The organism is Caulobacter segnis (genome assembly GCF_003243465.1).
Classification (GTDB): domain Bacteria; phylum Pseudomonadota; class Alphaproteobacteria; order Caulobacterales; family Caulobacteraceae; genus Caulobacter; species Caulobacter segnis_A.
In genome coordinates, this window is the sequence record NZ_QFQZ01000002.1 from 121455 (window position 1) to 132829 (window position 11375).

Here is an 11375-nt window from a genome sequence, read left to right on the forward strand (position 1 = left end):
AAGAGGGGTTGCAAGGGCCTCCCGGCGATTTGCGGGCCTAGATCGGCGCAGAGAGGTCGTAAGGGCGCTCATCCTCGGGCCAGCGCAGGTCGTGCGTGGTGCTGGCGAGGTCCAGCGCCACCTGCGCCAGGTCGATCGCCTTGCGCGTCGCCGCCAGGCCGTCGCGCCCGAAGGCGGCCTTGCCGAAGTCGGTGTCGAACTGGCCGCCGTCGCCGGCCAGCCGCACCGCGACGGCCCAGCCCTCCCCGTCGGGATTCGGAAACGGCGCGGACAGTTCGACGCACAGGTCGACGCGCGCGCCGTCGCGATGACTTATCCCCAGCAACTTCCGAACGGCGTTATACGGCCGGGGCGCGGCGCGCGCGGCCTCGATCGCGGGGTCAAAATCGCCAGAAACCCCACGGGACGCGGCTTTTCGCTTGCGCAGATTGGTCCGGAGGGCCTCGGCCAGCTTGGCTTCGCGGGTCATCTTGTCGTCGCTGATCGGCATGTCGCCGGGGTGCGGCGACAAAGTTCTTCGGTCAAGACGATTTTGGGCTTGGCGATCGCGATTCTCCTCGCTATACGCCCCCTCCTCGTCGCCGCCGTAGCTCAGTGGTAGAGCGCATCCTTGGTAAGGCTGAGGTCGGCAGTTCAATCCTGCCCGGCGGCACCACGGGGACCCAAGTGAAGAACTTGGGTCCCCGCCACTTCTTCCCAAATCCTTGAATTCACGTCGCGCCTTCATCGCGCACGCGGCTTTGCGCGCCGGTCTCGGCGCGCCGGATCCATCAGCTTCACGATGTCCGGCGACCGTCGGAGCGACGGCCGCCAGCTTCAGAACATCCTAGTGGTTCTCGTGCGTGGGAACCTCTTCCGGCGCGGCGAGGCGCAGTTGGTCCAGCGCCACGCGGCCCGTTCTGGCGATCACCTGCACGGTGTGCGCGCCAGGCGATAGCTCGGGGCCTACCGACGCCTTCAGCAGGTTGTCCAGCACGCCCTGCGCCCAGGCGGGCGAGCCCACGGCGCGCGGCCAGGAGACGCGCTGGGCGGGGCCGCCGTCGATGCTGACATCGAGGGCGATATCGCCGCCCTGCCCGTCCGGGAAGATCGGCAGCACGCCCAGTTGCAGGTTAAGCCCCTTGGAGGGCGCTTCGACCTTGAATGACAGCGACGCGCCGGCCGAGTCGGCGATCATCACGCCCTTGCCGCGCCCGACGCCTTCCACCAGACGCCAGCCCGTGTTGGCCAAGAACGTCTCGGCCTCGGTCGTCAGTTGACCGACGGGGCCGGCGCTGTCGACGACGCTCAGGAATGGCCCAGGATCGGCGGCGAGGCCCGCGCCGGGCAGCGGGATCGAGCGGGCGCGATAGATGCGCCACTGGCTGTCGGCCGGCTCCTCCGGCATGATCCAGCGCCACTTGCCGCCGGCGATCTGGTTGTTGAAGCGGTCGGTCAGGGCGGTGATCTCGGCCTGGGCCTCGACCGCCGCGCCGCCCGCAGAGCGGGCCATGGCCTGCTGGCCGTCGATCAGCTCGTTGTAACGCTCGGCCGCGAAGAATCGCATGTTCGCCGCCGCTGACACGCGGATCGGGAACTCGACCAGTTCGAACCATGCGTCGCGCAGCTCCGGGGAGACCTTCTCGCCCGTCGCCTTGGTTTCGTCGACGAGGACGCGGAAGGCCTTCAGGCGGGCGTTGACCTCCTCGGGCGTATAGCTGGAGAGGTGGCGCGCCTCGGCCTTGGGCTGCCACTCCAGGTGCTCGGGGCGGCGCTCGAAGTTCAGGCGGTAGTAGCGGTCCATGAGGTCGGCGGTCTTGGCCGCGAGGTCCGGACCGAGGTTCCGGGCCGTCCAGTCCTGCAGGAACTGCTTCTGGGTCTTGCCGCGCCAGCGGTCGATGTCCCAGGCCATTTCCAGGAAGTGGCTGGTCCCGATCTCGGCCGGCTTGATGTCGCCGACATTGGCGATCCAGACGTTGCGTGCGCCCTTGTCCCAGGCGTGGACCATCTCCTCCTGCACCAGGGCCGGGGGCGTCGTGGAGAGCCACAGATAGGCCAGCGGATAGCCGAGGTACGAGAGGTGATAGTACACCCCCGCCCCGCCCTTGCGCGCGGCCTCCTCGGGGCTGGCGAACTGACGGATGTAGCCGAAGTTGTCGTCCGGCCAGACGATGGTCACGTCGTCGGGGACCTTCAGGCCCGCGCGGTAGATCCCCAGGACCTCCTTATAGGGCACGAAGATCTGCGGGATCTTGGCGACGTCGGCGTTGACGTTCTTGGACAGGATCTCGCGCTGGTCGGCGATGATCTTGTCCAGCAGGGCGACCTTTTCCTCGGTGGTCTTGGGACCGACCATGCCGGTGTCGTGGATGCCGCGCATGCCGACGGTCCACAGGCTCTCGAAGCCCGCGTTGGCCTTGGCGCGCTCCTCCCAATAGGCCTTCACGCCCTCGGGATTGGTCGCGTAGTTGAACTTGGCCGGGTCGTCCTTCCACTCGCCGACATTGTTGCGCAGCATGGCCTCGGCGTGGGACGAGCCCATGACGATGCCGTACTCCTCGGCCAGCTTGGCGTTGGCGGGATCGGAATTGAACGGCGCGGTGGTGTGGTGCATCGCCGGCCACAGGGTGTTGGCCTTCAGGCGCAGCAGCAGGGTGAAGACCTTGCGATAGGTCTTGGGCCCGATGTCGCCGCGCTCGGGGTCGAAGGTCTTCACCGCCCAGGGATAGAGACCCCAGTCCTCGTCATTGACGAAGATTCCGCGATAGCGGACCGACGGCGGACCAAAGCGATGGACGCCGGCGCGCACGTACAGGGCCTCGCGACGCTTGGGCGTGACGTCGGCCCACCAGGCCCAAGGCGAGACGCCCATGGACTGCGCGACCTCATAGACGCCGAACGCGGTCCCGCGCCGGTCGCTGCCGATCACCACCAGGGCCTTGTCGACGCCCGGAACCGGACGGTCGACCGTGGCGATGACGAAACTCTCCCACGCGCCTTTAAGCCGCGAGACGTCGACGCGCTTGGCGGCGACCAGTTGGTCGATCAGCGGACTCTGGCCCAGCGTGCCGACCAGGATCGCGGTCTTGCCGGCCGGCGCGGCGGCCACCGTCGCCCGCTGGCCGGTGACGGTCTGGATGTCGTCGAAAAGATCATCGGCGGCGTGGCGCACCACGGCGGCGTCGGCGGGATCGACCACGATCGTCGGGACGACGCCCTTGCCCACGAGCTGGAAACCGCCTCGGACGGGGGCGTCGGCGAACAGCGGCGCGGCCTCGGCGAGGGCGCGGCTCGAGGCGCTGGCGGCCAGGGCCTGGCGGCTCGGAACGGCCGACGAGGCCAGGGCCAGGGCGCAGACCGCCGCGACGTGCATCCACTTCATCATCGAACTCCCTACTCGCGGCCTGTAAGCGCCGCCTGCGCGCCCATTCGCTGGGCGACGTTCCTAGACCGCCGAAGCGGCCTCTAGCCGTCCGCGCGCGTCGCGCTTCGCACGACCGTCTCGAAGTCTTCCAGCCGGCAGTCGAAGGCTGGCGCGGCCGTCCCGCAGCCCTGGATGAAGACCGGCGCCGACAGCGGCGGAGTCTTGGCGTCCAGCGGGGTCATGTTCCGCAGCTGCGACAGGCTCTGGCCCGTGAAGCGCACGCGGACCACGCGCACGCCGTCGTCACGCTTCCAGCGCTCGAACACCAGGGCGCCGCCCGGCTGGATCTGGTTGGGCTGGTAGCCCGGCAAGGTCCACTCCATCCGCAGCAGGCCGCCCAGCGAGGCCAGCGTCCCGTCGTGTCCGGCGATCACCACCAGCTTGGCGTCGGCGGGGCCGATCGAGCCCGCGCCGCCCTCCACGGTCGCCGCCAGGCGATCGGCCAGATGACCGGCCAGAATCCGCGCCACGTAGGGCGTGCGAAGGCGAAGATCGAACTCGGCCTGATGGAGGAAGAACGCGCGAGTCAGCGCCTCCTCGTCCAGACCCTTCCAACCCAGGCCCGCGAAGTCTCGGCCGTCGGCCCAGGCCATCAGCAGGCTCTCGGTGACGCCCGAGGCAAAGGCCTCCGGACCCGAGACGCCGGCCAGCTCCTCGCCGTCGACGAAGCCGGGCTTGGCGTCGAACACGCGGCGCTTCCCCGGCGCGGCGGGGCACGGCCCCTTGGCGCATTGCATCAAGAGGGCGTCGAGCTGCTCGGCCTCCTGGTGGTGGCTGGCGCTCCAGGCGCTCAGGTCGCCGCCGACGCGACCGGCCACGGCGGCGCGGGCCAGGGCGTGGTCGGGCTTGGCGATCCCAGCCTTCACCGGCTCGAACATCGGGTCGTTATTGCCCTCACCCACCGTGTTGACGGCGAGAGCGCAGCCGGGCGCAAGGGCGTCGGCATAGGCGCGTCCCGTGGCGATGGTGCGTTGCGTGACATTGGCCCAGGCGTAGACCGCCGAGCAGTCGCCGGCCTTCAGCAGGCCCTGGGCGGCGTAGTGTTGGCGATAGTAGTCGCCCATGCGCGTGACCAGGGTCGAGCCCCGCGCGGTCAGGTGGCCGGCCGGAACCTCGAAGCGCGGCCAGGGACGCGCCGAGGCCTCCTCCAGCTTTTCCGGCGACGACATCGCGGCGCGCACGCCGTGGCGGCTGAGGATCACGACCTTCTCGAGCGTGTCGGCCGACGCGGCGGTCGCCGCCGAGGTCAGGACAATGGCGACGGCGGCGATACGAAGGGACAGGCGCATGACGGCTCCTACAGCTTCACGACGACGCCGCGACGGGCCATCACATAGCCAAGCAGCCAGCAGACCAGCATGTAGGCCACCGCGCAAAGCAGCGAGCCGAACGCGCCGGGGACCATGGCCTGGAAGATGTTGACGCCGATCCACTTGTAGACGCCCACGCCCGGCGCGACCTCGATCATGTTCAGGACCGTCACGAACAGTTCCGAGAACAGGTAGATCACCAGCGGATTGAGGCCGAAGACCTGGAAGAAGTAAGTCCCCGGATTGGAATCCTTGCCTTCCAGCAGCTTGGTCAGGCCGGCCAGCAGGACGAGGTCGATGCCGACGGTCAGCAGCACGAAGCTGCCGGTCCAGAGCTTCTTGGCGATCGGGAACAGCGGGTTCCAGGCCAGGCCCGCCAGGATCAGGACGACACCCGCGACGGCCATCCGCGTCAGGGCCGAGCTGGAGCCTGGGTTCTCCTTCAGGAAGCGCGCCGCCAGATATCCGGCCAGCACGTTGACGGTCGAAGGAAGCGTGCCCAGCAGGCCCTCGGGATCGAAGCCGCCGTCCTTGCGATAGAGGTGGTTCTGGCCGATCAGCAAGAGGTCCAGGTGCGTGCCGGCATTGCCCAGCTTGGACAGCGGGGCGGCCGGATCGCCGAACGTCATCAGGATCGCCCAGTAGCCCAGCAGCAGCACGGCCGACAGCGCCACGATCAGGCGCGGCGACAGCCAGCGCACGGCCAGAGCCGCCAGCAGATAGGCCAAGCCGATCCGCTGCAGAACGCCCATGACGCGGGTGTCGGAGAACGGGATCAGCGCCCAATGCCCGTCGACCTTCTTCACGAAGGGGAACCAGTACATCAGGAAGCCGAGCAGGAAGATCAGGGCCGCGCGGCGCAGCACCTTGGCCATGAACTCACGGGTCGGAATCGGTCGCGAGAAGGCGAAGGCCATCGAGCAGCCGACCGCGAACAGGAACGACGGGAACACTGCGTCCGCCGCCGTGAAGCCGAACCACGGCGCGTGCACCAGCTGGGTGTAGGCCTTGGCGCCCGGACCCGCCGTGTTGACGACGATCATCAGGCAGACCGTCAGGCCTCGGAACACGTCCAGGGACAGGAAACGGGCGGCGGGCTTGCTCATGCGGTCTTCTCCCCGCCCTGACCGATCCGTGCGATCAGGGTCTTGATCTCGCCGATCGGGTCGGCGGGCTTGTCGCGGCGATAGGCGACCTCGGCGTCCACCCAGGCGCGTTCCCAGGCGATGCTGGCGCGCACGGCGGCGGGCTCGTCGAAGGTCCCCGTCCCCGCCGCCTTCAGCGCGTCGAGGAACATCGACCAGCGCGGCAGGTAGAAGCCGCGATAAAGGCCCTGCCAGGCCTTGGACGCGTAGTCGTTGAGGTTGCCCTCCCCGCCCCAGACCGTGACCTGGGCCTTGGCGTTGGCGACATAGGCCGCCGCGTCGGCGGGCGTGTCGCCATAGGCGCGGGCGTCGTCGATCCAGGTGGCCAGCGTCTCGGGCTGGACGCCCAGCAGCTTGTCGATCGACAGGGCGAGGGTCTCGATCTCGGCGCGCGCCTGGTCCCCGGCGGCGATGTCGCCCCGGCGATAGGCGGCCACGGCGGCCTGTAGCAGGTCGTCGATCTTCAGCGTCGCCAGGTGGCGCGTGGCGTCGGTCAGGTCAAGAATGAACAGCGGCTCGTTGGCGTAGGCCGGGGCCAGCGCCGTCAGCGCCTTCACCGCCGTCTCCAGCTTGGCGCGATCGCCCGGATGCGGCGGGAACTCGCCGATCGTCGCCGTCGGGCGCTTGAAGAAGAGATAGGCGCCGGCCTTGCTCTTCCACCAGCGCGGCGTCCAGTAGCGGGTCGAATAGGCCGCCTCGACCAGTTGGCCAAGCGCCGCGTCGAGCGCGGGCGAGGTCTTGCCGTAGCGCGCGCGGGCGTAGGTCGACAGCCAAGCCGACAGCGTCTTCTGCCCCGCGCCCCAGGCCAGGTCATAGACGGCGTCGTAGACGATCGAGTTGTTGTGCAGGCCTTCGGGGAACATGCCAAAGCCGGCCAGCTTGCCCGCTTCGGGATTGGCCGCGATCGCGGGAATGTCCTGGCGGTAGTAGCCGAGGTCGCCATAGACCGGGTTGCTGCCGCCGTAATTGTGGACGTAGCCGTAGATCCACGGCTTGCCGCCGAAGGCCTTGGCGTTCTTCCAGACAGCCGGATAGCGGTCGTTGCCGATGTCCAGGATCATCAGCTTGTCGTCGGGGACCAGGCTCAGATAGGCCGAGATCGCCGCCGGGTCCCAGAAGTGGCTGTCGGCGCCGAACAGCCAGCCCTGCATCACCCAGACCGCGTCCGGCCGCGCCTGGCGGATCGAGTCGTAGATCGCCTTGCCGTAGGCGGCCAGGCGCTGGGCCTTCAGCGCCGGATCGACCTCGACCTTGGTCTTGGTCGCGTTGGTGTTGGCCGTGCCGTCGCCATAGGCCGCGTCGCGGGCGTCCGCCCCGTCGGCGTTGATCGGCGGCAGCATCTCGTTGAACGAGTCCGCCAGATAGTAGGTCCCCGCCCCGTAGGTCTGGGTGTACAGCGCCAAGAAGCGCCCGGCGATCTTGGCGAACAGCGGATCGGCGGGATCCAGCCAGTAGGTCTCATGGAAGCCCTCCCACGGACGCATCCGATAGATGCGCGCCTTGGGGTTCTTCTGGGCGAACGCCTTGGGCACGTAGCCGCCGAACGCCGGCAGGATAGGGGTCATGCCCAGCGACCGCATGCGGCCCAGGATCTTGACCTGCAGGTCCTTTTTCTTGTCGATCCAGTTGGTCGGCAGAGGGGCGCGATAGCCCTCGATATTGCCCATGCGCTGCCAGGGCGTGAAGGCCGGCCCCGAGAAGTAGTCGGCCAGCTCGGCCTCGCTGAGGCCGAACTCGCGCCACAGCGCGCGCCAGACATATTCCTGGCCTTCCATGGCCAGCGGCATGTCGACGCCATGCGCCGCCATCCAATCGATCTCGCGCGTCCAGCGATCCCAGCCCCACCACGGCGTCGTGTAGCCGTAGGTGCAGGTGTTCAGATAGGCGCGGTGGCGGAACGGCGTCTCGACGCGCGCGCCCGACGCGGCGGGCAAGGCGCCGCCCTGGGCGATCCTATCGCCCTCCCAGCTGACGTGGGCCAGGCCCGCCTGGTTCAGATAGGCGTAGGCCCCGCGCACGAGCGCGACGGGCGTATCGCCGGAAATGGTGAGTTTGCCGGCCTTGTCGCTGACCGAATACCAGGAGCGCCCGGCGCTCGGACTGAGGGTCAGGTTCACGCCGGCCAGACGTGGGCCGAACAGGCGGCGCAGGCTCTCGCGCGCGGCGGCGGCGCCCTTGGCGGACGGTGCGGCGAAGGCGGGACCCGCAATGGCCGCGGCGGCCGCGGAGATCAGCGCCTGACGTCGGTTCAGAGAGGCTTTCATCGGCATCAGGATCTACAAAAAGGGACGCCCGCCGCCTAGGAGAAGGAAAACGACGGGCGCCAGGGTAAAGGCCCCGTCCGCCGCGCGGACAGGGCCAGGAAAGACACGGCGCTCAGGGGAGGAAGAGAGCGCCGCGCCGAACGCGTTACATCTTGTATTGGAACGACAGGTAGTAGCTCGGGCCGGTGACCGAGGTCTCTTGCCAGCGGCTCGAATTGCCGAGGTAGGACTTCTCCTGAGCGTTGTTGATGTTCATCGCCGCGAAGGCGAAGCTCAGGTGTTCGTTGACGTTGTAGCCCAGGTTCAGGTCGAACTGGGTGCGCGACTTGACCGTGTGGCCCAGCGGGCCGGCGAAGAAGCTTTCCACCGAAGTCTGGTCATAGGCGCTGCGGTAGTTGGCCGACAGACGGGCGCTGAAGGTCTGGTTTTCCCAGTACAGCGTGCCGTTGGCGGTGTGCTCCGACAGGTTGGCCAGACGGAAGCCGGTCGTCGAGGTCGCCGGATTCACGTGGGTGTAGTTGGTGATCAGGCCAAAGCCCTTGATCGGCAGCCAGGCGTCGAACGACTGTTGCCAGTTCACTTCGTAGCCGTGGATGTCGACCGTGCGGTCGTCGTTGAAGCTTTGGGTGATCGAGTAGGTGTCGCCGGCGCCCGAGACGCAGACCCCGGTGGCGTCCTTCGAAAGGGCGGTGCCTTCATACGAGGTCGGGCAGACGACCGACGTATAGACGCCGTTCTTGACCTTCTTCGAGAAGTAGCCGGCCGACAGGCCGTTGCCCTGGCCGTAGTACCACTCCAGCGTCAGGTCGAGCTGGTTGGCGGTCATCGGATCCAGGTCGCCTTGGCCGATCGAGATCGTGTTGACCTTCTTGCCCGTCGTGTCCGTGGTGGTCGTGCGGGTGGTGGCCAGCTGGTTGTTGGAGTCGATGATCGGACGCACCAGCACCTTGGCGGCGGCGACGCGCAGCAGCAGGTTGTCGGTCAGGTCCAGGCTGAAGTTCGCCGACGGCAGGATGTTGTCGTACGACTTCTTCGTCGTGTAGGTGCCGGCCACCAGCTTCACTTCGGTGTTCTGCGGGTTGGCGGCGCCGCCGACATAGCCCTTCACCGTCTGGTCGGTGCTCTCGCTGCGGACGCCCAGGTTGCCCCGGAAGGTCTTGGACAGCACTTCGCCCTTCAGGTTGGCCATGGCGTAGAACGAGGTCAGGTCACGCTCGACGCGGAAGCTGCCCGACGGATCGAACGCTGCGTACACCGAGACGCCCTGGGCCTTCAGCGCATCGCGATAGGCTTGCAGGTTCGGCGACACCCAGGCCGCCGGCAGGGTGGCTTCGCCGTCCAGGAAGTTGGTGATCGACAGGCCCGTGGCGGCCATGGTCGGCGAATACGAGGCCGGGATGGTGTTCTGGCCGTCGCGACGGATCACGTTGCGCTTGAGCACTTCGTGCCGCGTCTTGGCGCCGACCTGGACCGATTCCAGCACGCCCCAGTCGAGGAAGCGCTTGGCGTCGAACTGGGCGGCGTCTTCGTACGAGTCGATCGAACGGTAGGCGCCGTTCGGATAGGTGTTCCGGATCAGCGTCGAGGTGTTGTACTGGGCCGTATCGGTCAGCGGCGTCGAGGTCGTGAAGACGACGTTCTTCGGGTTGCTGATGTCGATGGTCGCGCTCGGGATGTTGATGCCGAGGATCGCGGCCTCTTCGTTGTGCTTGGCGCTGCCGCGCGAGTAGTGCGCCGTGCCCTTGAAATCCCAGTTCTCGATGCCCGTGTAGTGGATGTTGGTCGTCAGGGCGCCCGTCGACTGCGGACGGTTCTCGAACTGGTGGTTGTTTTCGAGGCGGAAGTTGTTGACCTGGACCTTGGTGGCGGTGCCGTTCGCCACCGTGATCGGCACGACGTTCGAGGCCGAAGGCGTCGTCAGCAGGAACACCTGCTGGTGCAGGTCCTGCTGGGTCTTGTCCTTGGCGTAGGTCGCGATCAGGTCGACCTGCAGGTCGCTGGTCGGCTTGAACTGCAGGGCGCCGTTCAGCATCGAGCGCTTGGTTTCGCGGTCGATGCGGCGATAGCGCAGGCGCGCCGGCGTGTAGGTGCCGTTGCTGACGGTCCAGCGGTCCATCCAGAGATAGTCGCCGCGGTCCTTCAGCTCCTGATAGCCGCCGCCCAGGAACACGCCCAGCTTGCCGTCCAGGAAGTGGTCGACATAGGTCAGGCCGTACTTGCCGGTCGGATTGCCGCCGATCAGGTCCTGCTTCTGGGCCTTGCCGGCGATGATGATCTGGCGGCCCTTCACGTCGAACGGATGCACCGTGTCGATGTTGACCGTGCCGGCCAAGCCGCCGGCGTCCATGTCGGCCGTCGGCGACTTATAGACCTGGATGCCCGAGGCCAGTTCCGTCTGGATGACGTCGTAGCGGAAGCCGTCGGTGAAGTTCGAGCTCTTGAACGCCTGGCCGTTGACGGTGGTCAGGGCGTACTGCGGGCCAAGGCCCCGGATGCTGATCGTCGAGCCCCGGCCGTTGATGTTGGAGATCTGGACGCCCGGGATGCGCTGGATGGCTTCGGCGATGTTCTCCGACGGGAACTTGCCGATGTCTTCCGACGAGATGCCGTCCGAGACGCGGACGTCCTTGCGCTTCACTTCCAGGGCGGTGGCGAGGCTCTTGCGGAAGGCGGTGACGATCACTTCGTCAACCGATTCCGGCTCGGCCGCGGGCGCCGTCTGGGCCATGGCCATGTCGGCGAAGCAGGCGCCGCCCAGCAGCGCAAGCATGAAAGCCTTGCGGCGCATGGCCGCGTTCTTCGATTTCGGATCGATCATATTCTGTATCCCCCGTTGACTGCTGACGCTGATACGGCTGCAAGACCGCGCGCCTTGATGGTTAAGCAGACCATTGAAGTACCTTTATCTGGCCCGCAGGTTAGACACTAAAGCTGACAGCACCGCTGCCGAAAAGCCTAAGCTGTTTATTTTACTCGCTTTTGAGTGACGACTGTTGGTTAGGCGCCACACAAGCCTGGGCTAAAAGACACTCACCACGCGTTTCCTCCATTTATCGTTGTTAATTCAGTTACTTATAGCCGGAAGGCCCTAGAACGCTGCCCACCGAAACAATACCATTTTAGTGCCTCTTAAACGGCCATTTGGCGGCAGTTTTCAAGCCTCGGCAGCCATAGGTCGAGAGGGCGGGCGGTTACTCTCGCCGTGCGCGCTGTGGGTTAGAGGCGCTGTTGGATGGCCCTCCGGAGGATCTCG

Annotated in this window: 6 protein-coding genes and 1 tRNA gene; 1 reads left to right on the forward strand and 6 read right to left on the reverse strand. The window is 67.1% G+C overall.

What is annotated here, in order from left to right; translation table 11 throughout:
* Positions 1-37 precede the first annotated feature (37 nt).
* Positions 38-490 (reverse strand): hypothetical protein, encoded by a 453-nt coding sequence (locus DI526_RS01605; protein WP_304273326.1) that lies wholly within the window; start codon positions 488-490, stop codon positions 38-40.
* Positions 491-580: 90 nt separating this feature from the next.
* On the opposite strand from DI526_RS01605, the gene DI526_RS01610 reads away from it, so the two are divergent.
* A tRNA-Thr gene (locus tag DI526_RS01610) sits at positions 581-655 on the forward strand.
* Positions 656-826: 171 nt separating this feature from the next.
* Here the strand turns inward: DI526_RS01610 and DI526_RS01615 are convergent.
* The 5 genes from DI526_RS01615 to DI526_RS01635 all read right to left on the reverse strand — a co-directional run bounded on the left by DI526_RS01615 (position 827) and on the right by DI526_RS01635 (position 10940).
* Complete coding sequence (locus DI526_RS01615) at positions 827-3352, reverse strand: glycosyl hydrolase 115 family protein (RefSeq protein WP_304273335.1); 2526 nt, start codon at positions 3350-3352, stop codon at positions 827-829.
* Positions 3353-3444: 92 nt separating this feature from the next.
* Positions 3445-4692, reverse strand: a complete 1248-nt coding sequence (locus DI526_RS01620; RefSeq protein ID WP_304273328.1) for a histidine-type phosphatase — start codon at positions 4690-4692, stop codon at positions 3445-3447.
* Positions 4693-4700: 8 nt separating this feature from the next.
* Complete coding sequence (locus DI526_RS01625) at positions 4701-5819, reverse strand: acyltransferase family protein (RefSeq protein WP_304273330.1); 1119 nt, start codon at positions 5817-5819, stop codon at positions 4701-4703.
* Positions 5816-8128 (reverse strand): alpha-N-acetylglucosaminidase, encoded by a 2313-nt coding sequence (locus DI526_RS01630; RefSeq protein ID WP_304273332.1) that lies wholly within the window; start codon positions 8126-8128, stop codon positions 5816-5818. The genes DI526_RS01625 and DI526_RS01630 overlap by 4 nt, the downstream gene beginning before the upstream one ends.
* Positions 8129-8267: 139 nt before the next feature.
* On the reverse strand, positions 8268-10940 hold the full coding sequence (locus DI526_RS01635; protein ID WP_304273333.1) for a TonB-dependent receptor: 2673 nt from the start codon (positions 10938-10940) through the stop codon (positions 8268-8270).
* Between the last annotated feature and the right edge of the window lie 435 nt (positions 10941-11375).

What these genes read in the sequence shown, in the direction of transcription:
- DI526_RS01635 (WP_304273333.1), bottom strand. Translation starts at nt 10,940, where the DNA reads ATGATCGATCCGAAATCGAAGAACGCGGCCATGCGCCGCAAGGCTTTC.
- DI526_RS01620 (WP_304273328.1), bottom strand. Translation starts at nt 4,692, where the DNA reads ATGCGCCTGTCCCTTCGTATCGCCGCCGTCGCCATTGTCCTGACCTCG.
- DI526_RS01605 (WP_304273326.1), bottom strand. Translation starts at nt 490, where the DNA reads ATGCCGATCAGCGACGACAAGATGACCCGCGAAGCCAAGCTGGCCGAG.
- DI526_RS01630 (WP_304273332.1), bottom strand. Translation starts at nt 8,128, where the DNA reads ATGCCGATGAAAGCCTCTCTGAACCGACGTCAGGCGCTGATCTCCGCG.
- DI526_RS01615 (WP_304273335.1), bottom strand. Translation starts at nt 3,352, where the DNA reads ATGCACGTCGCGGCGGTCTGCGCCCTGGCCCTGGCCTCGTCGGCCGTT.
- DI526_RS01625 (WP_304273330.1), bottom strand. Translation starts at nt 5,819, where the DNA reads ATGAGCAAGCCCGCCGCCCGTTTCCTGTCCCTGGACGTGTTCCGAGGC.